General features: G+C 58.5%; 20 protein-coding genes and 1 pseudogene. 15 read left to right on the top strand and 6 right to left on the bottom strand.

The genetic code is table 11. The annotated features are described in order from the left end of the window. Positions 1-1,167: 1,167 nt before the first annotated feature. The 5 genes from GH665_RS36035 to GH665_RS36015 all read left to right on the top strand — a co-directional run bounded on the left by GH665_RS36035 (position 1,168) and on the right by GH665_RS36015 (position 5,721). Positions 1,168-2,670 (top strand): hypothetical protein, encoded by a 1,503-nt coding sequence (locus GH665_RS36035; protein WP_153141807.1) that lies wholly within the window; start codon positions 1,168-1,170, stop codon positions 2,668-2,670. A gap of 139 nt (positions 2,671-2,809) precedes the next feature. Further along, positions 2,810-3,049: a hypothetical protein gene (locus GH665_RS36030; protein ID WP_246216484.1), complete on the top strand. Its 240-nt coding sequence runs from the start codon at positions 2,810-2,812 to the stop codon at positions 3,047-3,049. A gap of 216 nt (positions 3,050-3,265) precedes the next feature. Beyond that, positions 3,266-4,294: a helix-turn-helix domain-containing protein gene (locus GH665_RS36025; protein ID WP_167531053.1), complete on the top strand. Its 1,029-nt coding sequence runs from the start codon at positions 3,266-3,268 to the stop codon at positions 4,292-4,294. 72 nt (positions 4,295-4,366) lie between these two features. Next, complete coding sequence (locus tag GH665_RS36020; RefSeq protein WP_153141804.1) at positions 4,367-4,870, top strand: hypothetical protein; 504 nt, start codon at positions 4,367-4,369, stop codon at positions 4,868-4,870. 224 nt (positions 4,871-5,094) lie between these two features. Next, positions 5,095-5,721: a hypothetical protein gene (locus GH665_RS36015; protein ID WP_153141803.1), complete on the top strand. Its 627-nt coding sequence runs from the start codon at positions 5,095-5,097 to the stop codon at positions 5,719-5,721. A 372-nt stretch (positions 5,722-6,093) separates the two neighbouring features. Here GH665_RS36015 and GH665_RS36010 read toward each other — a convergent pair. The 4 genes and pseudogenes from GH665_RS36010 to GH665_RS35995 all read right to left on the bottom strand — a co-directional run. After that, positions 6,094-6,369 (bottom strand): annotated as a pseudogene (locus GH665_RS36010) (transposase); the annotation flags it as partial. A gap of 176 nt (positions 6,370-6,545) precedes the next feature. Beyond that, entirely contained in the window at positions 6,546-7,277 is a 732-nt protein-coding gene (locus GH665_RS36005) for a hypothetical protein (protein ID WP_246216483.1), read from the bottom strand. A 231-nt stretch (positions 7,278-7,508) separates the two neighbouring features. Continuing rightward, positions 7,509-8,375, bottom strand: coding sequence for a DMT family transporter (locus tag GH665_RS36000; protein ID WP_153141802.1), 867 nt, complete (start codon positions 8,373-8,375; stop codon positions 7,509-7,511). Positions 8,376-8,501: 126 nt separating this feature from the next. After that, positions 8,502-8,840, bottom strand: a complete 339-nt coding sequence (locus tag GH665_RS35995; protein WP_153141801.1) for a DMT family transporter — start codon at positions 8,838-8,840, stop codon at positions 8,502-8,504. A 268-nt stretch (positions 8,841-9,108) separates the two neighbouring features. Here GH665_RS35995 and GH665_RS35990 point away from each other — a divergent pair, with 268 nt between their 5' ends. Beyond that, entirely contained in the window at positions 9,109-9,624 is a 516-nt protein-coding gene (locus tag GH665_RS35990) for a hypothetical protein (protein ID WP_153141800.1), read from the top strand. Positions 9,625-10,688: 1,064 nt separating this feature from the next. Here GH665_RS35990 and GH665_RS35985 read toward each other — a convergent pair. Continuing rightward, positions 10,689-10,844, bottom strand: a complete 156-nt coding sequence (locus GH665_RS35985; RefSeq protein WP_153141799.1) for a hypothetical protein — start codon at positions 10,842-10,844, stop codon at positions 10,689-10,691. A gap of 465 nt (positions 10,845-11,309) precedes the next feature. Between GH665_RS35985 and GH665_RS35980 the strand changes: the two genes are divergently transcribed. The 4 genes from GH665_RS35980 to GH665_RS35965 all read left to right on the top strand — a co-directional run bounded on the left by GH665_RS35980 (position 11,310) and on the right by GH665_RS35965 (position 15,143). After that, positions 11,310-11,738, top strand: coding sequence for an antitoxin Xre/MbcA/ParS toxin-binding domain-containing protein (locus GH665_RS35980; protein ID WP_046565320.1), 429 nt, complete (start codon positions 11,310-11,312; stop codon positions 11,736-11,738). Continuing rightward, complete coding sequence (locus tag GH665_RS35975; protein WP_153141798.1) at positions 11,735-12,208, top strand: RES family NAD+ phosphorylase; 474 nt, start codon at positions 11,735-11,737, stop codon at positions 12,206-12,208. The genes GH665_RS35980 and GH665_RS35975 overlap by 4 nt, the downstream gene beginning before the upstream one ends. Before the next feature lie 1,236 nt (positions 12,209-13,444). After that, positions 13,445-14,194, top strand: a complete 750-nt coding sequence (locus tag GH665_RS35970) for an electron transfer flavoprotein subunit beta/FixA family protein (protein WP_153141797.1) — start codon at positions 13,445-13,447, stop codon at positions 14,192-14,194. Positions 14,195-14,207: 13 nt separating this feature from the next. Further along, a complete protein-coding gene (locus GH665_RS35965; RefSeq protein ID WP_153141796.1) occupies positions 14,208-15,143 on the top strand; it encodes an electron transfer flavoprotein subunit alpha/FixB family protein in 936 nt (311 codons plus the stop codon). Between the two features lie 111 nt (positions 15,144-15,254). Here GH665_RS35965 and GH665_RS35960 read toward each other — a convergent pair whose 3' ends face one another. Beyond that, complete coding sequence (locus tag GH665_RS35960) at positions 15,255-16,598, bottom strand: APC family permease (RefSeq protein WP_153141795.1); 1,344 nt, start codon at positions 16,596-16,598, stop codon at positions 15,255-15,257. A gap of 327 nt (positions 16,599-16,925) precedes the next feature. On the opposite strand from GH665_RS35960, the gene GH665_RS35955 reads away from it, so the two are divergent. The 5 genes from GH665_RS35955 (at position 16,926) to GH665_RS35935 (ending at position 24,219) form a co-directional block, all read left to right on the top strand. Further along, positions 16,926-17,789 carry an N-formylglutamate amidohydrolase gene (locus tag GH665_RS35955; RefSeq protein ID WP_167531052.1) on the top strand — a complete coding sequence of 288 codons (864 nt, stop codon included), beginning with the start codon at positions 16,926-16,928 and terminating at the stop codon, positions 17,787-17,789. A 23-nt stretch (positions 17,790-17,812) separates the two neighbouring features. Further along, on the top strand, positions 17,813-19,873 hold the full coding sequence (locus GH665_RS35950; protein ID WP_153141793.1) for an oxidoreductase: 2,061 nt from the start codon (positions 17,813-17,815) through the stop codon (positions 19,871-19,873). Between the two features lie 140 nt (positions 19,874-20,013). Beyond that, entirely contained in the window at positions 20,014-21,324 is a 1,311-nt protein-coding gene (locus GH665_RS35945) for a type I glutamate--ammonia ligase (protein ID WP_153141792.1), read from the top strand. Between the two features lie 9 nt (positions 21,325-21,333). Beyond that, the gene (locus GH665_RS35940; RefSeq protein WP_153141791.1) at positions 21,334-22,503 is read left to right on the top strand and encodes an amidohydrolase family protein; all 1,170 of its coding nucleotides are present in this window, start codon (positions 21,334-21,336) and stop codon (positions 22,501-22,503) included. Between the two features lie 24 nt (positions 22,504-22,527). Next, a complete protein-coding gene (locus GH665_RS35935) occupies positions 22,528-24,219 on the top strand; it encodes an electron transfer flavoprotein-ubiquinone oxidoreductase (protein ID WP_217361935.1) in 1,692 nt (563 codons plus the stop codon). Positions 24,220-24,261: the final 42 nt, after the last annotated feature.

Raw genomic sequence — 24,261 nt, 5'->3', positions numbered from 1 at the left:
CCAGATACGGTCTTCTGGCGGGACTCAATTATTACCCTGCGGCATTTAAGGGATTTGACGTTGCCGTTTGCGCCGTACGGTAGGGGGGTCCGGTACAGATGCTCGTTCGGCCTCGATTCGACGGTAGATATTTTCACGATAGACTGGAACATTTATAGGAGCGCGAATACTCAGACGCCGCAGACTGCACGGTCGGGAGGCTTTCGATTGTCGATCTTCAGCAGTCCGTCATCGCAATCGCGAGTGTACGTCGCCCCGTCTGGATCTGACCGGATTTCCTTCTATTTTTGCTCGATCTGACTAGGGTTGACGCGGCAATCAGTGGCGGCTCAATAGGGATGATGCCCAGTGGCCTGAGAAATGAATGCGTGAAAGGTTTGAGAAGGGCTTGTGTAATGCGTTGCGCACCAGTTTGGTGTGAATGCGCGCTTAAGCTGCGAAAGGGAAGCATTTAACTTTGCAGATATAGTTTTATGCTTCCCGTACCACTCGCATCCGTGCCGCGACTCCTCCCTGCGCCGGACGCCACCGATCGCCGAGTGCCTGAGCCGAGAGCCGTGACTTTGTCTATGGAATCTCTCTGGAAAATTCCCCTCTACCGATGCGTTCGCCTGATTTGGAACGGCGTCGGCAAAATGCCGACATTCTTGAAAGAATTGCCAATTTCTTTCTGAATGTAATATTTAATTTGGGTCGAATAATCGTAGTTATATCAATAGGCAAGAACTTGTCGTCTGTTTGTTAAATCGATCGCGTTAATACGAAAATCCACCAACTGTAGACGCCGCTCCACCTCGCTGGTCGGGGTGTTAATTTACTATGCCGCAGTTACTCATGGGGAACATTTCGCGAGTCCTCGGCCGTTTGAGGGAGTTGAAGAAGGTAGGCATATCGTAAGACTCTGGATTGAGCGATGCTCCACTTGTGCGATGGATAGTCGAGTTCGTCTCGCCGTCCATATTTTATGGGCAGTGAGGTTTTTTATCTGAGCAAAGAAAAATAGATAGATGAAAGGCATGGCTTCCGAACATAGTGGAATAGTCATGTATTGAGTGCCTGTGTTTATGTTGTGGCAACGGATAAGCCCGGTGGCATTTCTGATTCCGGATAGTGGTTGTGTCAAAGGCAGGGATTTGCCGATTGGCAGTTAATCAAAAAGGGACTTTTATGAAGCCCATTGCATGGATGGCCATGGCCGCCTGTGTTGCACTGTCTGCATGTGGCGGTGGTAACGATGTATCCTCGACCAAAGGTTCGTCGTCGACGTCCACGACTCCGGGTTCGCCCTCTAACCCGTCGTCACCTGGGGGCGGTTCGACCAGCGGCTCGACGCACACGCAGGCCGGGTGGTCGGCGGTGGCAGCACTGGATGGCAACGTCGGCGAGAGTGAGCCTGCGGTGACCGTGGACGCGAAAGGCAACGCCGTTGCGACATGGCTGACCTTGGGCACGAGTGCGGTGGATACCAACGAGATCTGGGGCAGCCGCTATGTGCCCGGTCAGGGATGGGGGACTGCGACGCGGCTCGATACGACCGACGGTTCGGTCAACATGACAGGGCCGGGCGTAAGTCCGCCTCAGGTGGTCGGCAATGCGAATGGCCAGGCGCTGGCATTGTGGGTGCAATGGACGCCGGGTCCCAACGAATATGCGCTATGGGCCCGGCCTTACGATCCGGCATCGGGATGGGGCACACCGGCCCAGGTGACGCCGGACGTGACGAGCGCCGCCTATACCGCGGGTGTCGATGCGAACGGCAACGCGCTCGTCGCGTGGTCGCAAGGCACGACCTCGGGTGCATCGTCGATTGAGGCGACCCGATACACAACAGACGGCAAGTGGGCGCCAACCGTGACGATTCCGGAGCCGGCGCAGACCGGTCCGAACGCGGTGATCGGTCCCATCATCAGGAATATCGCGCCGAATATTGCAGTGACGCCGGCTGGCAACGCTGTCATCGCGTGGCAGCAGACCAATACGACGCAATCGGCGTTGTGGACGGCCACTTACGATCCGACCAACGGTTGGACCAATTCGAACCCCGCGGTTACCGAGGTCTATGCCGGACCCAAGTCGGTCTTTTCGCCGGCAGTCGGCATGGATTCGAAGGGCAATATCACGCTCGTGTGGGGTGAGGTTGATATCGACAGTGCTGGTGCGCACACCACGACGATGTCGCAGCGTTACGCCGCCGGATCGGGCTGGCAGGCCGGGCAGCCGGTCGCCCCGTTCATGAATATGGCGGATGTCGGTTACTACCCGGTGCTGAACGTCAACCCGGATGGGGTTGCACTGGTAGCGTGGTACGGTCCGGACGCGGCGCTGTACGCGAACGTATCGGATACGAACGGTAAATGGGGAACGACGCAGCAGTTGTCCCTGCATCCAGACCTGTTGCAGCAGCGTTTGCCGCAGCTCGCGCTCGACGATACCGGGAATGCGACGGTGGCTTGGGGGGACTCGGGCACGCCAGGATCGACCGATGTCCTTGCAAGCCGCTACTCGGGTGGCGCGTGGAGCGCACCGACCTTGTTTGGACAACACCCGCAAGGCACCGACTGGCCCGCATTGGGCGGCAGCTCGTCCGGCACCCTGGCACTCCTGTGGATCCTGGATGTATACAACGTCGGCACCGAAGTGCAGGCGAGCTTCTATACCCCGGGTTCGTAACAACGACGTACGCATTGTGAACGTAGTTCATTTGAGTTGACGGGGAAAGAGTATGCAACGGGGAAAGCGCAGTAGATCAAGGACGACTATCGCAACCGTAGTCTGTGGTCTGGTCATATCAGCTTGTGGAACGACGCAGATGAACATGATTGATGTTCAGACGTCTACCGCCCGGACACTGGGGCTGGCATCGTCTGATGAGGTTACGGTCGCGAATGTCCAGTACGGACAAAAGAACGCGCTCGGTGGCCAGCAGGTCAGCTACGACGCGACGACGGGCAAGGGGCGGCGGTTTTCGTGTACGGTCTTCATGATCCCCGGACTCACGCCGATCGATAGACCGACGTATAACGACTGGACATGCCACCCGCGTCAGTGATCGCACATGCGGGCGCGCAGTGCGCGCGATGGATGTTCGATCGCCACCTTGTGTAGTGGATGCAGGCGTCTACCGGTGTGTGCGATGCGTTTTCGGGGAGCGGAATTCTCATGTTCATACCATCATTTGGGCCGACTGCGATCAGGTCATTCCGGCTGCGCCAGTCGCGTTCTTCGTTCGCCGCGGTCGACCATGTCTAACGGGTCCCTCCTGGACATGTATCGATTCACGACCGTCGATGAGCCGGGGGCGCAACGGTTCGATGCATGGGCCGCAGCAATTTCGACATGTGAGTACGAACGGCCCGAGAATGCGGCCGTACCGTTCGATGCCGAATTTCACGCAACCCGATTCGGCCCGTTCGTGCTCGCTGGGCGCCGCTGGCTACTACCGGATCAGCAGGTTGTTTACCGGACGATACGAAGCGCAAGAAAGATTCGAAGTGATCAGATCGATCACTACCACCTGGTGCTGCAACTGACAGGGGGCGCGGTCGGCGAGTGGGCGCACTCGACGGGTTGTACACGTGCGGGCGGTCTCTACCTGTTCGACATGAACAAGCCGTTTGATTGCATGGTGACGACAGGGGACACTATTGGTTTGGTGATTCCTCGAGACTTATTTCAATCGCTTGATCTCAAGCGGTACGGTGAGGTCATCGATCCGGCGATTGGCGCCATTCTGAAAGATCATCTGCTCTCCCTGATGGGCAATATGGGGCAGTTGAATTCTGAAGCCATTCCGTATGTGACCCGTGCTACCAACAACCTATTGCGCGCGGCATTGATGCGCTCGCCTGAAACGTTAAGCGAGGCGGAATCGGAAATCAACATTGCACTGATCCGGCGTGCACGCCAGTTCATCGAGACGAATCTGATGCGATCGGAGTTGTCGCCAGATGTGATCAGCGCGGCCCTTGGCGTGTCTCGGGCGAGACTCTACAAGCTGTTTGCAGGCCACGGCGGGATCATGCGCCAGGTTCAGCAACAGCGCCTGGAGCGGGCGTACGACGTGCTTTCCGATCCGGATATGCCGAGGGAGCGTATTGCAGATGTGGCCTGGCGTCATGGATTTACTGACGAGAAGTATTTTAGCCGTCTGTTTCGTGCGCGATTTGGTTGTATGCCTCGGGAGGCCGTCGAGTTTGCACGGGTAAAAAGCACAACGGGTCTATCCGCTGCGACGCGCGAGCAGGTCGTCAGTCCTCTGCTCCCGGAATGGCTCGGGGCGCGCGGTGAAGGGTGACGGATGCTGAAGGGTTTTTGAGGTGTTTTTCTTATTAATTTTTACAAGATATGTTGATGAGGAAGGAAGGCAATGAGTGCCATGTTCAGATCGAGATTTTTCACCTTTGATATTTTCAGGAGAAGTACTATTTTGCGCGGTTTGACGATTGCCCTTGTAGGAGGGGGCTTTCTGATTTTATCCGGTTGCGCAGCAGATGGGCATTTGATCACGGTGCAGGAGGTTATCGCCAACAGTCGTTGGACCGGCCGCCCAATTAATGAGGCACTGGCAAAATGGGGCAAGCCTACCGGTGGGGTGAGGCATGCCGAAGATGGAACTACGGTCTACATATGGAATTTTGGGCAAAACTCCACCTATGGCCTGTTAACTGGCACCAATACTCAGTTGATGGCCGGCGGGGCCCCCGGCGGAACGTTGGTTACCACGAATGAGTATGAGCAGCATACTGACACCCTGGAATGTCTGATGTTAATTAATGCGGATTCCAAAGGCATCATCACTCATTTCGAAACAAAAGAGAATTTCCTGCAAGGCGGATGCAAAGGTTTTTATCATAGTGCCAAGGCTCCTTGACTGAGGAGGTAAAAAGGACATTTTGATGTTGAAGAATGAATGGATGTCCGCGTTCTCATTGTGCTCGCGGTAGATGGGGTGTTGAAGCGCACCGGGAATGCTGGATGCCGGAGGGGTTCAGGGCGGCTAACACAACCTGGCATGAGGTTGGGATCACCGTGTCGACGACTGCCAGGCCGCACAGGCCCTCGTCGAACCCTCTGCAGACTTTTATGGAGAGTGGAATGTATCAAAGTGCGACCGATCATCCGGCAAGAGAGCTTCGATTGCGGACATCTCAGAATACGGGCAGGATCGTTAGGGTCTCAGCCTTTCTGCTGGCGGCGACCATGTTGGCGGGTTGTGAAGATATGGCGCGAAATGGGCTTGTCTATTCGCACCGAGACAGTTTTGTGCATGAGAGTGATACTGACCCGACCGACAATATCTCCGACCCACTCTGGGCAAGAAGAATCAACAACGACAGGGCCGCGGTGAAGGATGGGTCGTCGCCCCAGAAAGTGGTCGATCTGGACATCGAGATGGCGAGGATGATGCCTGAAGCACAAGCTATCGTGGCCACGCAGGATCAGGCGAGAGCGCAGGCGTGGATACAGAGATACGGTGCACTGAATCATGAAATGCTGGACGCACAGATGCGTTCCAGTACAGCCGGTTTGGCCGCAGGTTCCTGGTCTAAAGGAGCGTGGGTTCAGAAGGGAGACTCGGACCCCTGTATTGCCCTCAATGGACAAAATCTCTGCCAACGTGGTGCCGCAAAGAACTACCAGGTCTCAGGTCCAAAAGCCCTTCAGGAAATGGCATCCATACTGGTAGACGAACAACGTCAGCGAGAGCGGATGCGCAAGTAGTCGTGAACTCTCCCTCGCCTTGATACGCTGCCCGCTGCGCTTCGATTGCATAGTTTTTTACTCGCGTTGTGTCGTTGAGCGACTACATGGACGTCATCCCGTAAAGCGATTCGGTATTGCTTGAACAGTCAATGACGTCGGACATGGAGCGACACTGATATGAGGGGCGATTGTCGCCTCAGAGCATTGCGGATGTGCCTAGATGCGGGAGAGCGTTGCTTCTTTGGACCGCCCGATCTTCCATACCCGGCCGAGCCTGTGTGGAAACTCAGTTTTGGCTTTGAGGGCGAGGTTGCCGGTCGGTCGATAAAGTTAGATGCGTCTCGCTTACGCTAATCAAACATCCGCGGGCGCAAGAAGCCCCTTGGGGCTTCAGCTTGCAGTCATCCTCATCGCCTTCATCATCCCGGCAACCCCAAGTATATTCATGACGCGCTTCAGGTTGTAGGCCAATACCTGAAGACTCATTTCCGTGCTCACGCGTCCCAGCGTCCGGGTCAGGAAGTGGGTGGCCCCCATCCAATGCTTCAGCGTGCCGAAGACGTGTTCGACAGTGCTTCTTCTGATAGTGATTGCATCAGGCTTCCGGTCGAGTCGACGCTGCATAACTTCCAGTACATGTTCGTGCTCCCATCGTCGGATGCGGCGATAGTCGCGACGCCGATTGAACAGGGCACTTGCTCCCGGCTATGTGCAAAATGGACTATTGTCGGGTGCTGTGCGCGAGGCGGACGTATGTCGAGGTCCCCGATCCGGACCGTCATCGCACTGACTCGACTTGTAACCGGTGCGCGAATCGGTCCGGAGCGATTTCGCCGGTAGGACTACGCAAGCACGTACGGATTATGTCCGAACTGAAGGTGCTGTTCGTTCGCGAGCTCGAACATCCTGATATCGGCGCCTGCGCGGAAGCTAGGGAGCGAATGCGCCAGGACGTTCACGTTGTGGACGATAGAAGACCTGGCCGCGGGCAGCGTGAGATTCAAGACAGCGTGATAGACCGGTTGGATGTCGCCGTCCGAAAGCTGCGTGAGCAGGGAGCCAGCGATGACGATGGCCTGATCTTTCGCAAGATCCACCAGGCACTCCTTGCCGTCCTGGTAGATGACCAGTCCAGGAGCGTTCGGTTTGATCACCGTGATCAGATGACCATCCTCGTGTTTGCCCTGCAGATATCGCTTCTTGCAAAGCCGCAGATCTTCCCGATAGTGATTGAACTGGAGGTATGAATCTTCCCGAGTCAAGACAGGCCGGGTGTACTCGTACCTCCTGCAAATTTCGTCGACAATCTTTTGGCCGTACACTGACACTTGCGCTTCGTAGCTCGCGATGCGCGAGTAAAAGTCTGTTTTGCAGAAGTCGTATTTTTGATGGTCTTCCTTGAACCTATGCCAATAGTTGAATATTTCGCACAGGTCGGAGTTTTCTTTCTCCTTGAGGAAGGAATAGCCAATCGGGAAATAATCGTCCGTTCGCTCGACAAAACTGAAGTTCTGCTTGTCCTTGAAACGAATACCTCCGGCCAGTACCTGGAGTCCCTCGAGGTCACTTTGCATGCCAGGCGATATGCTGACGATTGCAAAGCCAGTCTGTATTATCTGTTCGGCCCAGGCCGGCCACGGTGCGGCAGTGTCGACCTTTCTATCGATCAAAATCAGATCGCTCTCGGAAGCTTGTTTTACGAGTGTATCTTACATATTGCTCTCCAATTCACGGAAATGTCATCTGCACTACAAACGTCAACTCAATGACCAACAACAAGCTGCAGCATCGTCGCCCAAATGTTTCTAGCTCGACACGGCACGCATTCCTGGCTTGAACTCCGTCACGATCATGGCGATGATGATCAGGGCGGCTCCAGATAAATTGACGGCGCTCAGGCGATCGCCGCCTAGCAGGTAACCGAACAGTCCGCCGAAAACCGGCTCGAGAACCAGGATGAGTGCGATCCGGCTCGGGGGCGACTCCACCTGGGCCTTGGTTTGCACGAAATAGCCGATCGCTGTACCGCCAATACCTACTACGATGATTGTGGTCAAGGCTTGCGATGTATGTGGCGCAGAGAATTCTCCTGCCGCGATTGACCATACGAGCGACAACACGCCGACCACCATGACCTGAATGAACGCCAGGACTTCCGCGTCATGGTTCTTGCTGACCTTCGACAGGATGACGATATGCAGCGCCGTAAACACTGCGCAGCCGAGGACCAGAACGTCGCCTACGTGGACAGAGAGGTCACTTACGGTAAGAGGAGCCAATCCAACCGCTGCCATGACAGCGCCAAACGCCTGTTGCTTGTTCGGCTGCACCTTCAACAAGACCAGCGCGAATAGCGGTGTAAATACAACCGCCAGCCCAGTAATAAAACTCGCGTTCGACGCCGTTGTGTAGGCGATTCCGGTTGTCTGAAACGTAAATGCCACGAAGAGAGCGACACCCGCGAAGGCGCCGTCCTTCAGTTCGTCGAATCTGATCCGCCGTGGTTTGCGGGCCAGAAGAATCAGCATGACAATGCCGCCAACGAGAAAGCGGAATGCATTGAACGCAGTGGCGCTCAGGGTCGATAGGGATTCGTGGATGGCGACGAACGACCAGCCCCATAGGATCGTCACGCCAACCAGTGCAATTGCCCACATGTTTTCGGTCTTCATCGGTTCACCTTTACAGCGCGAGGTGCATCTGCCAGCCGGCAATGTATGCCGCGGCGCAAGGATCGTTTGACGCGATACCGCTCGAACGCGGTACGCATTTCGGTCTTACCGTTGGACGACTAGCCTCTATGGAGGGCTTTCGCTAAGGTTTAGCACGACGAGACTAATGACAGCCAGGGCGAGACCAAGCATTTTGAGTGTGGTGACGGATTCACCAAACCACGCGATACCGACAAAAGAAGTAAGGGCGGTGCTGGCTCCTGCCCACACGGCATAAGCCATACCGATCTCAATATGCTTGGTGGAAATCGCCATGAGCCAGACTGCGCCCGTATAGCAAGCGACGGTGAAAGCCGTCGGCAGGAGGTGCGTAAATCCAACGGAGATCTTGAGGCCGATGGTGCCGAGCACTTCAGCAGTGACACTGACACCGAGAAAAATCCATGCGAATTGAATCGCGGGCATACAAATCCTCGCCACCTCAACGTTTATACCGAACGTTGAGAAGAGGATGACAGCGGTACCCCGGATGCGATTAGATTAGTACAAGAGGCTAAGGATCGCAAGACAGCCGATATCTGTTTTTGTCATGTCAGTTGTCTCATACACGTGATTTACTTTTCGGCATTTGTGCGGACTGGGTAGTGTTCAGCCAGACATACGTTCCATGTCGCGAATCGACGTAACGGAGTCATCCTGCGGTCAACTTCGGCTTCATGTCACGGAGGCAGTGATGAGCATAACCGTGCAGAAGGATATCAGCATTAAGATAACTCGGCCTATGCGCGGTGATCTAGGCTTTGTGAAGACTGTCGCTGTGGAGAGCGACGCATTGCTGCGGACGAGCTGGCAAGTGGATGCGCTGGGACAATGGAGCCAAGCGGCCTCGATGGAACAGTCAATCGTTGCCGGATGGGAGACGAGAGCCCGTATCGACCCTGCGTTGGTGATGTGGTTCAGGGAACTGTTCTTAGAAAATCGATGTGGGGCGGATCGCGAACTGTTTGACGATCTGCTCGGCTACGTCGCGAAGGTCGAGCAGGGCAAGCAGCATGGCGCGTATCACATCCACGTTCTCTTTCTGTTCGACGCGAAGCGGGTGAAAAATTTGGATTGGATGATGGCCCTTGCCCAAGTGAGTGCTGACGATGGGCGGGCCACCCGCTTTTGCACAGCGTCGGAGTGTCAATCGAAAGAGGGGCTGCTTCGGTGCGAGTCTTATAGAAAGGGGTTGTGCCGCATTTGGTAATCCGCCCGCTTCGTGAACCTTAATGATCGATACTTCATCTTGCGCTCAGAGCGCATAGAGCCCAGTGAAATGATCCATACCTCTACACTGAGCAGACGATTGCATCGTGTTGCGAGTGGGTTGACGATTCATTACTATCGGAGTTATTCGAAACAGCGGCCGGCTGGGAAGTCGACGCGGCACACAGCGCGGTTTGAAAGTGCCGGACAACATTGAATACGGGCTTTGAGCAGGACAACGCGATGACCCAAAATATTGTATCCGGCTTTGCGAAGCCGATAATGGCTTGTCGCTCATTCTGTGGGCAAAAAAACCGAAAAGTCATGAGGTTTCTTTCGACGTTCACTGACGAAGAGCGCACGGCAATACCGCGGCGATCAACGCCAACCCGTCGTAGACCTGTGCGCATGACCTAAAAGCCTTACGCTGCAGCGTGGAGTATACGCACTACCGAGTCGCTACCGACCAACATGGCGCAACAGAAAGCTAGCAGCTGGACTCTCGTCGTGCGCGCCAAGAACAAACTTGCTTGCAAAACGGGAACAAAATTACTTGAACCGATGGCATCCCGCTCCCCCTCAAGCAGACGGTCCATCATTTCACATAATTAAAGTGATCGACGTTTAATTCGCAATCCTATGTTTACAAGGCCGAAGAGGCTTCAATTTGTGCAGGAGGCTGCTGCACAAATTCTGGATTCGCCCATGCCTTCAGGTTGCGCGGTGACAATTTGCGAGGGCGGGGAGTGCTGGCTTGCGCTGGATCAGTGTGGCGACACGCTCTTCGAGTTTCTGATAATCGAAACGTCGAAGGGGAAAGATTGCCTGTCTCACGAGGCCACGACGAAGCGTCTCGAATTGACGATTGTTGACTGGCCAAGGTGTTGGATGCCGTGGATATGGAGGCTGACTGGTCGCTGGAGGAGCCTGAGCAGGCGTCAACTCCGTTACCATCGCCTGGTATGTGAATCCGAAATCAGTAGCTCAAACCCGCCAGTTCTCTTCGGAGCCTGGCGGGTTTTTCTTTGCCTGCGGGGCGCGAGCTACATACGGCGGTGGAGTCGCTCAACCGTTCAGTTGCGATTCGACGTTCAGGACGATCCGTGCCACCGGGTTGTTGTCTGCGGATTGCGGCGCGAACTTGATCTGGGCGAAGGTAACAATACCGAGAGCGACGACCAGGAGTGCTCCAGACGCGGCGATGCGGGTAAGGTATTTCACAGGGACCTCATTTTGATGATGTAGACAGAAACTGGACGTAGCTGACAGGCGTGTCGACTCAACTTCAGCGGCATCTCGGTCCGCAACCCGGCAACGCCGGACGCGGCCGTCGGATCGCGCTTGCCGATCGGACGAAGTTTGTGCAGTGCAATATAACACAGCCATCGGATCGCATCTACCGATCGCACGGGCTTGTGCGATGCACTATAAATGGTATATCCGTATGTCCAGTGCGACATCCCGTCGCGAGCGGATGCTTAATTGCTTGAGCATGTCGTGTATGAAAGATTTCTGTAGGCCGTAACGGGCCGTCATGCGATGTGGGTGATTCTCGCAGCCATGGACGATGTCGAGGAAGCCGTCCCGGCAGTCTCCCCGATGGAGTCTGCTAGTTGAAGATGGGTTTGCTAGCGGTATCAATTGCGCTATGATTTGGTATCAACTGATACTTTAATCGGGGGTCCCATGTCACTGATTACGCCTGAGGCAGTGGCCGCAGTCATGGAACTGCGGCAGGTCCCGCACACGCTCGCGGAACTCGAAGCACTTGTCCGCGACGGACTGCCCAAGTCCGCGCTGCGCGCGGGCGTCGAACATGCGACGCAGGGTGCTGACGCCCGGCGTGCGCTACTTGCCCGCATCATCCCCGAAGCGACTTATAAGCGGCGTCGCGATCGGCTGACGCCAGACGAATCGGAAAAGACTGAGCGGCTGGCCAGGATCGTCGCGACGACGGCCTACGTCTGGAACGACGAAGAGGACGCGCGGGAATTCCTGTCGACGCCGCACCCGGAGCTCGAAGGGCGGGCGCCACTCGATGTTGCGCTGACCGAGCTCGGCGCGCGCCGGGTCGAAGAGCTGCTCTGGAAACTGTTTTATGGGTTGCCGGCGTGAAGTTGTTTCGAATCGCCGATACTCGACACACGGTCTGGAGTGGCACCGGCGCGATGCTGGTGGGCGGCCGCTTCAATAGCCCGGGGCGACCGGTCATCTACGCCGCGTCGACTTTCGCCGGTGCGATGCTCGAGGTTCTTGTTCATGCGCGCATCGGCAAGGTACCGAAGACACACGGATGGGTTGAAGCAGCGGTTCCCGACGATATTAGCGTCGAACTCCATTCGGCCGAATCGTTGCCAGGGGGATGGGATGCGCCATCACTGCAGGCGGCAAGGGAGTTCGGCGACGCCTGGCTGACCGAGTCGCGTACCGCGCTCCTGATGGTACCTTCCATTGTCGTCCGTGCAGAGTTCAACGTGCTGGTCAATCCCGCACACCCCGACGCGACGCGGATTGTTGTGACCGAGCCGCAACCCGTGGTGTGGGATGAACGCCTCTTTGTGATGCCGACGGTCGGACGCTCCTAGATACGATGGTGGTCGGCTAGCCTCGCCTCGACGCTTTGCTCCTCAACGGAAACGACTGGGACGTGGCTTCTAGTTTTTAGTTCGCAATCGCCACTCGCAATGGCCAGTGCAGCGTCTTCTTGTATTCTCCATGCCTGGTTGCCAAAGCCGACACGGCTGTCAGTTTCTGTTAAGCCGCTCGCGCTACGCCTGGCCAGATTCAAATGTCCGGTGCTCAGCCGCGAACATCGGTTATCGCTGCAACCTCACCGCTGTGTGGCGTCGCGGAAAAGAATTAGCTTTCGGGGAGTCTCGCGGCTACTGATTTTGCAGTATGGGTAGGATGATGGGTGGGCTGTGTTCAGGCAGTGCGGGGGCCAAACCTGGCGGCGCTTTGCGGACAACTGTTGGAGTCGGCTGCCTTCCGCCGGAACGCCTTGTGGGCGCTCCTTTAGGCTATCGTCGACGCTATGACTCTTTTGCCTTTTTCGGGTCGCAAGAGCAGCGAAGATGGGCGGACGCCGCGGCATTCGAACGGCAACTTTGCTTCGGTGAGCGTGCATTCGTCGCCAACGCTAGGCGTCCAGTTATCTCGTCTTTTAGACGTATGTGATCACCAGCAGCCCGTGATCATTATTCAGTGTCAATCGGCGACAGCGAGCTTCTTGAATCGGCTCACCTCGCGATTTCTTTAGCACCATCCTGAATGCCAGCCGTACAAATAAGTTAAAACTAACTAGCCGCCATCGCTCAACATGGCTCGTTGCCGAGAAGTCTTTTATCGCCGATGGCTCGATCGGCGACGCTCGCGACCGCAACACCCAATCGATGATTTCCGTCCAGCCGCAATGGCGCGTCAACGGCGGGCACGCGTCGCCGCGGTGGGCGACGGATGCAGCAGTAAAACAAGGACTTGCTCGATTGGAATGTCTTGACCTGCGCAATGAAGTGCCCTCAACAGGGCATTTACTGCCACAGGCACCTTCTTTTCCCGCTGATCCGGCGCTCGCGCGGCCTGCCGCCTTCTGGCTGGTAAGGCTGCACGCTGTACTTCTCTGCTCGGCGCTTTCTGCCGTCATGTTCCATCAAGCTTATTCTGGAAAGAGGAAAAACCGGTGAGTCAGGAAAGAAAAAAATAATTCATGTTATATAAAATGTGTGTTTGTGAAATAAAATACTCTATGGGTTGACCGCGTCGACATAGGTTGACGCGGTGTCTGCGAAGCAACTTTCCATGGGGCAGCGAGGCTTGAGAAGATGAAGATATTGGTGGCAGTCAAAAGAGTAATCGACGCGAACACAAGAGTGCGTGTCGATCCGAGGAAAATTGGCGTCGACATCGCGAACGTGAAGATGTCGATGAATCCGTTCGACGAAATCGCGGTTGAAGAAGCCGTGCGTCTGCGCGAAGCGGGCGTGGCGACCGAAGTGATTGCCGTGTCGGCGGGTGTGGCGCAAGCGCAGGAAACGCTGCGCACGGCGCTCGCGATCGGCGCGGACCGCGCGATCCTGATCGAGTCGAACGAAGAACTGCAGCCGCTGGCCGTGGCCAAGCTGCTCAAGGCGCTGGTCGACAAGGAACAGCTGCAACTGGTCATCCTCGGCAAGCAGGCGATCGACGACGATTCGAACCAGACCGGCCAGATGCTGGCTGCGCTGGCGAATCTGCCGCAAGCCACGTTCGCCTCGAAGGTTGTCGTGGCCGACGGTAAGGCGACGGTGTCGCGCGAAGTGGACGGCGGCGCGGAAACGCTGTCGCTGAGCCTGCCGGCCGTGATCACGACCGACCTGCGCCTGAACGAGCCGCGCTACGTGACGCTGCCGAACATCATGAAGGCGAAGAAGAAGCCGCTGGAAGTCATCAAGCCGGAAGACCTCGGCGTTGATGTGACGCCGCGCCTGAAGACGCTGAAAGTCGTTGAGCCGCCGAAGCGTTCCGCCGGTGTGAAGGTGCCGGATGTGAAGACGCTGGTCGAGAAGCTGAAGACCGAAGCCAAGGTGCTGTGAGGAGACGGACGAAATGACGAATCTGGTAATTGCAGAACACGATAACGCGTCGATCAAGGCCGCGACGCTGAACACAATCGCAGCCGCGCAGAAGATTGGTGGCGATATTCACGTGCTGGTGGCAGGCGAAAACGCGCAGGGCGCAGCGGATGCGGCTGCGAAAATTGCAGGCGTGAGCAAGGTGTTGCTGGCTGACGCGCCGCAACTCGCAGCGGGTCTGGCAGAAAACGTTGAAGCCACGGTGCTGAACATTGCGAAGGACTATTCGCACATCCTCACGCCGGCCACCGCTTACGGTAAAAACATCGCGCCGCGTATCGCCGCGAAGCTGGACGTCGCGCAGATCAGCGACATCACCGCAGTGGACAGCGCCGACACGTTCGAGCGCCCGATCTACGCCGGCAACGCGATCGCTACCGTTCAATCGGCTGACCCGATCAAGGTCATCACGGTCCGCACGACCGGTTTCGACCCCGTCGCGGCCGTTGGCGGCAGCGCAACGGTCGAGAAGATCGAAGCAGCCGCCGATAGCGGCCTGTCGCAATTCGTGAGCCGTGAAGTGACGAAGCTGGACCGTCCGGAACTGACCTCGGCGAAGATCATCGTCTCGGGTGGCCGCGGTCTGGGCAACGGCGAGAACTACACCAAGGTTCTGGAACCGCTGGCCGACAAGCTGAACGCAGCGCTGGGCGCCTCGCGTGCCGCAGTGGACGCGGGCTTCGTGCCGAACGACTATCAGGTCGGTCAGACCGGCAAGATCGTCGCGCCGCAACTGTACGTGGCGGTCGGCATCTCGGGTGCGATCCAGCATCTGGCCGGCATGAAGGACTCGAAGGTGATCGTGGCGATCAACAAGGATCCGGAAGCGCCGATTTTCAGCGTCGCCGATTACGGTCTGGTGGGCGATCTGTTCACGGTCGTGCCAGCCCTCACCGTTGACCTCTCATAGGCGCTGATCAGACTGCAATCGAAAGAAGGAAGACGAAGCTGGCGGTTCGCAGCTTCGTCTCGCTTCAATCTTTTCACAGCGGTTCCGGCGAGCGACAACGGCCCTCACGGGTCAAACATCGAGTTGAGCTGTGCGACCGAGTACCTTCGTCAGCGTGACGAGGTACACAACGCCGATTGCGAGCCAACTGAGTCCAAGGATCCACGTCTCGCGGCCCATCGAATAAAGCACGTAAGCGACGATGCCAAAGCCGATTGCCGGAAAAAGAATATGTCTCACGAAGTCTCGGGATTTCCTGCGGATAACGAAGTGATTGACCACGGAGACATGTAGTACCAGGAATCCCGTTAGCGCGCCGAAGTTGACGAACGTGGTTATCCGATCGAGTTGATCCACAAAACAGAGCGATACGATCAACGACACGGCCGCGACTAGAAGAACGCTGACATAGGGCACTTTGTAGTTGCGCGACACCTTGGCCAGCACGGCCGGGATTCTGCCGTCGCGTGCCATCGAATAGAGAATGCGGGCGATAGATGCTGTCGACACGAGCGAATTGGCGACACCCCATGCGATCACGGTCGACCATGACGTCAATTGGTATAACCATTTGCCGCCCGCCACCCCGGCCGTTTCGTAGAACGCCGTATCCACCGACGTGAATTTCATGCCGCGTGCAAGATCGGCGGCGATCCAGGTCTGCAGAATGAACAACGCGCCGACGATGATGAGCGACGCGACCGTCGCGCGGCCGACCAGTTTTCTGTCGTCGCCACTCACTTCCTCAGACATCGTCGAGATCGCATCGAAACCGAGGAACGACAGCGCGGCGATCGAAACGGCCGAGAAGACGACCTTGATGCTGAAGCTGTGCGGTTGCAAAAGCGGCGCCCAGGTTAGCCGTCCCGCGCCGATTCCCCTGAAGTAAAGGGCATGCAGGCCGACTGTGCAAAACACCAGCAGCACGGCTAGCTGTGCGTAAAGCATCGCCTTGCTGGCCTTCGCGGTGAATTCGACGCCTAGAAGATTGACACCCGCTCCCCACACCACGAACCCGACGACCCAGATCCACTTGGGCACGTCCGGGAACATCGGACCCAACGCGGCAGCACTGCCGATGTACAGCAGCGACGGGATGAGAACGTAGTCGAGCAGGATCAACCACCCGGCGAGAAAGCCGGCGGTCTCTCCGATCCCACGCTGCGCGTAGGTATAGACCGAACCTGCCAGCGGGAAGTCTTCCGACATTGCCTTGTAGCTCATTGCCGTGAAAAACATCGCAACGATGCCGACCAGATACGCAAGAGCCACCATGCCGTGAGCGGCGTCGGAGACGTAACCGTAGATGCCGAACGGCGCGACCGGAATCATCCAGAGCAGGCCGTAGACGATCAGGTCGCGAAAAGTCAGGCTGCGGCGCAACTCCTGGGTGTATCCGAATTCCTCTACGTTCATCTTGCTCCTCACTTATCGAGTGCCTCGCGCTGCAGGCGCGATGACGTTTTTGAGCTGGGATCGAGGCAGCGGCGGCGCGCGGACCAGCGCGATTCGTACCGGATGGCGACGTGCCGATGCCCTCGGCCAGGCTATTTGGGAGCGCATGTTACGGTCGAGAGAAAAACGACGCAACGGGGTAAACGGCATGATATGAAAAATATTTTTCATATCCGACTGCTGGTAAAAATGAAAAAAACGTTACATAATCTAAAAAAATACGACGCATGAGATTATCTTTCCATCGAGGAGAGAGGTGCGGCGAGGCACTTTCTGGAGGCGGCACCCTTGAACACGATCCACTCACGCAGTTCCCTGTCCGCAAACGCTACGTTGCTGTCGGAAGAGGATCCTTCACCGGTCGCGCTGTATCGCGGCGGGAATCTCGACTGGCTGGTGGTATCGGATCACGCATCCGCACGCGTGCCGGCTGCGCTTGGCGAACTCGGGCTAAGCGACGCGGACAGATTCACGCACATCGGCTGGGACATCGGCACGCAGGCTATCGGCAGAAGAATCGCGCAGCGCCTGCGCTGCACGCTGATCGAGTGCGGCTATTCGCGGCTGGTGATCGACTGCAACCGCTATCCGGCCGATACTGCATCGATACCGGCGGTGTCCGGGGGCGTGCGGATTCCAGGTAACGCCGGGCTGACCGATGCAGACCGTCAGGCCCGCGTCGATGAAATCTTCAGGCCTTATCAGCAAGCGATCGCAAACGAGTTGGGCAGCATGCAAGCGCGAGGCGGTTTGCCCGTTTTCATTTCGCTTCACTCGTGCGCGGCGCAGTGGGGAGGGCGGACGCGTCCATGGGGAATCGGCATTAGCTGGTCGCACGACGCGCGTGTTGCCAGGCCGCTGCTCGCGCGACTCGGCACCAACCGCGAGTTGACCGTCGGCGACAACCTGCCGTATTCGCTCGACCTCGGCATCGATTTCACGACGCCCGAGCATGCGGGGCGGCGCGGCCTCGCGCATGTGCAGGTCGAGTTTCGCCAGGACCTGGTTGAAACGGAGGCGGACGCGATCAGATGGGCTGACATCTTCGTCGACGCACTGCTCGATTGTGAGTCGATCGACGAGTGGTATGCGGAGGATCGCAGCCTGCAGCAGGCGTTTTTGCCGGCGCCGTCGTCGTGGTTCGTTTCCTGATGGCGGACAGACTGGAGAACAGCATGCGCGATCCACGTTACGACATTCTTTTCGAACCGGTGCAAATCGGTCCCGTCCGCACGAAGAACCGCTTTTACCAGGTACCTCATTGCAACGGCATGGGTCATGCCCATCCGTCCGCGATGGCCGGTATGCGCGGCGTCAAAGCCGAAGGCGGCTGGGGCGTCATCTGCACCGAGGAATGCGAGATCAGTCCGCTGAGCGAATTCTCGCCGTACGTCGAAGCCCGGTTGTGGGACGAACGGGACATTCCGGCGCTCCAGCGCATGACGCAGGCGGTCCACGAGCACGGCGCGCTGGCGGGCGTCGAGCTTGCTTTCAACGGCTATTCGGCACCGAACAGAACCAGTAGGGAGATACCTTGGGCGCCGTCTAACACGCCAGTTAGAGGTTACGACCCGATCCAGGCGAGGGCGATGACGCTTGCCGATATCAAGGCGCTCCGTGCGATCCATCGTGCCGCCGCGCTTCGTGCGCGCGATGCCGGCTTCGATGTCGTCTACGTCTACGCCGGACACGATCTCGGTTTGCCGTTTCATTTCCTGACGCGCCGTAACAACCGGCGCGACGACGAATACGGCGGCGTCCTGGAGAACCGCGTGCGGCTCCTGCGTGAGCTCATCGAAGACACCAGGGACGCGGTAGGCGACCGCTGTGCCGTTGCGGTTCGCCTCGCGATCGACGAGCAGACGGGACCGGTCGGTTTGTCCAAGGACTCCGAAGGAACGCGAATCCTGTCGCTGCTGGCCGAGTTGCCCGACCTGTGGGACGTCAACGTGGCCGATTGGTCCAACGACAGCGTCACGTCCCGCTTCGCCGGCGAAGCGTACCAGGAAGAAATCCTCACGGGCATCAAGTCGCTTACCAGCAAACCGGTCGTCGGTGTCGGCCGCTTTACTTCGCCGGACACGATGGTCTCGCAAGTCAGGCGTGGTGTAATCGATCTGATCGGCGCAGCGCGTCCGTCGATCGCCGACCCGTTCCTGCCGAAGAAGATCGAAGAGGGCAGGCTGGACGAGATTCGCGAGTGCATCGGCTGCAACATCTGCGTGACGGGCGATCACACCAGTACGCCGATTCGCTGCACGCAGAATCCGACGATGGGCGAAGAATGGCGACGTGGCTGGCATCCAGAACGCGTTCAGCCGCGTCAGAACGACGCCACTGCGCTGGTGGTCGGCGCCGGGCCGGCCGGACTTGAATGCGCGCGAGTGCTCGGTCTGCGAGGTTACGAGGTCGTACTGGTCGAAGCCACCCGCACGTTGGGCGGCCGGGTCGCGCGTGAAGCCAGGCTGCCGGGTCTCGCCACGTGGTCGCGGGTTATCGACTACAGGCTCGACGCGTTGAGCCGTCTGACGAATGTCGAGATTTATCGTGAAAGCGAAACCGGCGCTGACGAGATCGTCGAATTTGGCGCGCAGCACGTTTTCATCTCGACGGGTTCGGTCTGGCGGCGCGACGGGCTGGGCCGCGCGATTCGCGAACCGCTGGATGCGCCCGGCTCGTTGAAGGTGCTGACGCCGGACGACATTCTTGCCGGCGCAGAGGCGCCGTCGCCGCTGGTGCTGTTCGACGACGATCACTACTACATGGGCAGCGTGCTGGCCGAACTGCTGGTGGCGAAAGGCGTTGAAGTCATCTTCGTCACGCCGGCGCCGGACGTCGCGGCCTGGACGCACAACACGCTGGAGCAGGGGCGCATTCAACGGCGGCTCATCGAGGCGGGCGTTACCATTTTGCCGTCGTTGTCGGTCGCGGGTTTGCGCGCGGACGGTGTGGTTCTCAATTGCGTGTACACGGGCCGGACGAAGGTCGTCGAAGCGGCCGCCGTGCTGCTGGTTACGTCGCGGGAACCGGTCCAGAGCGTCCATGACTCGCTCAGTGGCGCACCCGAGCGGCTGCGGGACGCGGGCGTTCAGTCAGTTCGTCTGATCGGTGATTGCGATGCGCCCGGCACGATTGCCGCAGCGGTTTACTCGGGGCATCGGGCTGCGCGCGAACTGGGGGAGCCCGCCGCGCATCTCGCGATGCGTCGCGAAATCATCATGCTTGCCGAAGTCTGAGCAGTATCTGGGGCGAGTCCCAATTTTCGCCCTGAGCCCGTGGCTGTCGAGAGAACAGATTCGCTGATGCAGGCGATTGAACTAGTAGATTGAATACGTGCCAGGTCATTTGATTTGCAGTGGAACACGAAGGAGTTGAAATGAACGGAGACGTGGCGATGTTGAGTTGGTGCGATCTCACTGGTCTAGTCCGGTGCAGGTCGGTACTGCAGGACCAGCTCAGTGCTGCCGGCCGTTACGGGGTAGGCTGGCCTTCCGCCGGACAGGCGATTCTGCCTTTCGGCACGGTTGCGGACAATCCGTGGGGTCCGCTCGACGAGGTGCGGCAGGTGCCGGTCGGCGCCAATGCGATGCTGGCCGCGCGTGATGGGTGGCCCATGTTCAACATGGTGCTGACACGCTCGATCGATCGGGACGGCAGGCCTTGGGATTGTTGTCCGCGCTCGTTTTGCGAAGCTGCGTTGGGCGCGTTGCGCCAGGAAACCGGCTGGACCATGCTTAGCGCGTTCGAGTTCGAGTTCACGCGGCTCGGCGAACCGGAAGTCTCGGCACGGCCAGTGTACACGCTCGATGCATTCCGGACCTCAGCGAAATTTTTCGACGCGGCCGTGTTCGCGTTGCGGGAAGCCGGGCTGGATCCGCAGACAGTCGAACCGGAATTCGGCGCGGGGCAGCTCGAAATCGCTTGCGGGCCCGCCGCGGGCATGGCGGGCCCGGATCGCGCGGTGATGATTCGCGAAGTGCTGCGCGAAGTCGCACGCCGCCAGGACGTGAGGATCACGTTTGCGCCGAAGCCCGCACCGAATGAAGTCGGCAACGGTCAACACGTCCATTTCAGCTTCATCGATGCAGCCGGCAAGCCGGTTCTTTACGATCGCGACTCTCCCGCGCTGATTTCGCCGCTGGCCAGTTCATTCGTCGCGGGCATCATGCGGCACATGTCCGCCATTTGCGCGATCGCGGCGCCGGCACCCGTCTCGTATCTGCGCCTCGGTCCGCACCACTGGAGTTGCGGCTACGGCTCATTCGGCCTGCAAAACCGCGAGGCTGCGATTCGCGTTTGCCCGCCAGCGTCGCGCGACGAGACAGATCGCGCACGTGCGATTAATCTGGAATTCCGTCCGCCGGACGGTCTGTGCAATCCGTATCTGCTCATCGGCATGCTTGCCTACGCGGGCCTCAGCGGCATTCGCGACAAGCTTCCGCTGCCGCCGATGGTCGATCGCGACCCCGCCGATCTATCCGACGAGGAGCGCCGCTCGCTCAGTATCGCGCCGCTGCCCGCCAGCCTCCTCGAAGCGCTTGATGCACTGGCTAACGACACAGAAGCGCGCTCCTGGATGCCGCCTCTGCTGCACGACGCGTTCCAAAGCGTGAAGCGATCGGAGATCGCGGCCGTGCAGGATAAATCGCCGGAAGAACTCTGCGCCATTTACCGCAACATCTACTAGAGACATGCAATGATCGATCTCAATTTGCCACTCGTTGACCATCACTGCCACGGCACCATCAAGAGCGATCTCGACCGGAAAGGACTTGAGGGGCTGATGTCGGAAAGCTACCGGCCGCCCACGCCCGGCACCAGTCACTTCGACAAGCCCCTCGGATTGTTGATCCGCCGTCACTGCGCGCCGGTGCTGGACCTCGACCCGTTCGTCGACCCGGATGCGTACGTGGCCCGGCGTCTCGAGCTCGGCGCGGAAGAAGTGTCGCGGCGCCTGCTGCGCGCGTCTGGCATCGCCACGTATCTTGTGGACACCGGACACCGATCGGCTCGCCTCACGGACACCGTCGAGGTGGGTCGGCTCGGTGCGGCCGCGGCCCGCGAGGTGGTGCGCATCGAGGCGGTCATCGAAAGCGTGGCGCGCAACGGCGATGCCGCTGGTTTCGCGAGACGTTGCGAAGCGGAGTTGCGCAGCCGTGTCGTCAACGCGGTCGGTCTGAAGAGCGTGGTCGCCTATCGCGCCACATTCAAGATCGATCAGACGCGGCCATCGGCGCAGGAAGTCGAAGCCGCAGCAGGTCGGTGGCTTGCTTCGATGGGCGATGACGCCCCTCGTCTGATGGACCCGGTATTACTGCGCTTCGGTCTTTTTCTCGGCCTCGATATTTGCCAGGAGAAGCAGTTTCCGCTGCAATTGCATGTCGGATTCGGCGATCCCGACGTCTACATGCACGCATGCGATCCGACGCACTTCACAGACTTTCTGAAATTGACGGAGGAGGCCGGCGTGCCCGTGACGTTGTTGCACAACTATCCGTTCATTCGCGAAGCAGGGTGGCTCTCGGAAATTTTCCAGAACGTGTATTACGACGTTGGCGCGATCCTAAATTTTCTAGGTCCGTCGGCAACGACCGCGATGCGGCATGCGATGGAGATGGGGCCGTTCTCGAAGCAGCTGTTCAGTTCGGACGCATTCGGTCTGCCTGAATTGCATTTTCTTGGCGCGCTGCAGTTCCGCAAAACGCTCGGTATCGTGCTGGATGAGTGGGTCGCCGCTGGCGCGTGTACAACAAAGGACGCCGAGCAGATTGCGGCTTCTGTCGCCTTTCGCAATGCGCGGCGTATCTATCCGCTCGAAGGTGTAGACAGGTCCCTCGATCTTTCGCTGCCTGAACTGTGCTTGTGAGACCGAGAGTCGACAGGTGACATTATGGGTTTCGTAGGAAACGATAACTCGCGCGCTGCCGCCGATTCGGCGGTGATTCGCGAGTCGATGGAATACGACGTCGTGATCGTCGGCGGCGGCCCGGCTGGCCTGTCCGCGGCGATCCGCCTGAAGCAGCTGGCGGCTGAGAAAGGCGTCGAGATTGGCGTGTGCGTACTGGAAAAAGGCTCGGAGATCGGGGCTCATATCCTGTCGGGCGCGGTGATGGATCCGCGCGCGATCACCGAACTGATCCCTGACTGGAAAGAAAAAGGCGCGCCGCTGACGGTGGACGTGACCGAAGACAAATTCCTGTTCCTGACCGAAACCGGGTCTAAAAGCGTGCCGGTCTGGGCGCTGCCGGACAACTTCAAGAACCACGGCAACTACGTGGTGAGCCTCGCGAACGTCACGCGCTGGCTGGGTCAGCAGGCCGAGGCGCTCGGCGTCGAGATTTTCCCGGGCTTTCCCGCCGCCGAGATTCTGTATAACGACGACGGCTCGGTCAAAGGTGTCGCCACCGGCAATCTGGGCATCGGCAAGGATGGCGAGCCGACCGAGAACTTCCAGCTCGGCATGGAGTTGCACGCGAAGTACACGCTGTTCTGCGAAGGCGCGCGTGGGCACCTGGGCCGCCAGCTGAACGACAAGTTCAAGCTGCGCGAAGGCGTCGATCCGCAGGTCTACGGGATCGGCATCAAGGAGCTGTGGGAAATCGATCCGGTGAAGCACAAGCCGGGTCTGGTGATGCACACCGCCGGCTGGCCGCTGGAGAACGACACGTACGGCGGCTCGTTCCTCTATCACATGGACAACAACCAGGTGGTGGTGGGCTTCGTGGTCGGCCTCGGCTACACGAATCCGTACCTGTCGCCGTTCGAGGAATTCCAGCGCTACAAGACGCATCCGGCCATCCGGGCGATTCTGGAAGGCGGCAAGCGGGTGTCGTACGGCGCACGGGCCATCACCGCAGGCGGGCTGATGTCGTTGCCGAAGCTGGTGTTCCCGGGCGGCGCACTGGTCGGCGACGATGCGGGCTTCCTGAACGCATCGCGGATCAAGGGCTCGCATGCGGCGATCAAGACCGGCATGCTGGCCGCCGATGCCGCATTTGAGGCCGTGCAGGCTGGCCGCACCAGCGATGAATTGACGGCCTATCCGGAGTCGTTCAAGACTTCGTGGCTGCACACGGAACTGCATCGCGCGCGCAACTTCAAGCAGTGGATGAGCAAGGGCCTGTACCTCGGTACGCTGATGGTCGGCATCGAGCAGAAGCTGCTGGGCGGCAATGTGCCGTGGACGCTGCATCACCAGCATTCCGATCACGAGATGCTCAAACCCGCATCGCAGTGCAAGCAGATTGTCTATCCGAAGCCGGATGGCAAGCTGACGTTCGACCGGCTCTCGTCGGTGTTCATTTCGAACACGAATCATGAAGAGAACCAGCCGGATCACCTGACGCTGAAAGACCCTTCGGTGCCGGTGAATGTGAACTGGCAGACCTATGCCGGTCCGGAATCGCGCTACTGCCCGGCCGCAGTCTATGAGTTCGTGAAGAACGACGACGGCAGCGAGCGGCTCGTGATCAACGCGCAGAACTGCGTGCACTGCAAGACCTGCGATATCAAGGACCCGACCCAGAACATCGTCTGGGTGACGCCTGAAGGTGGTGGCGGTCCGAATTATCCGAATATGTAGCCGGTCTCCGGCACGTTTCTCGCGCATCCATCTTTTCTGGAC

Origin of the sequence: Paraburkholderia agricolaris (assembly GCF_009455635.1) — a bacterium.
Classification (GTDB): domain Bacteria; phylum Pseudomonadota; class Gammaproteobacteria; order Burkholderiales; family Burkholderiaceae; genus Paraburkholderia; species Paraburkholderia agricolaris.
The sequence above is the reverse complement of the archived record's forward strand: the minus strand, read 5'-3'. Positions and strand labels throughout refer to the sequence as shown.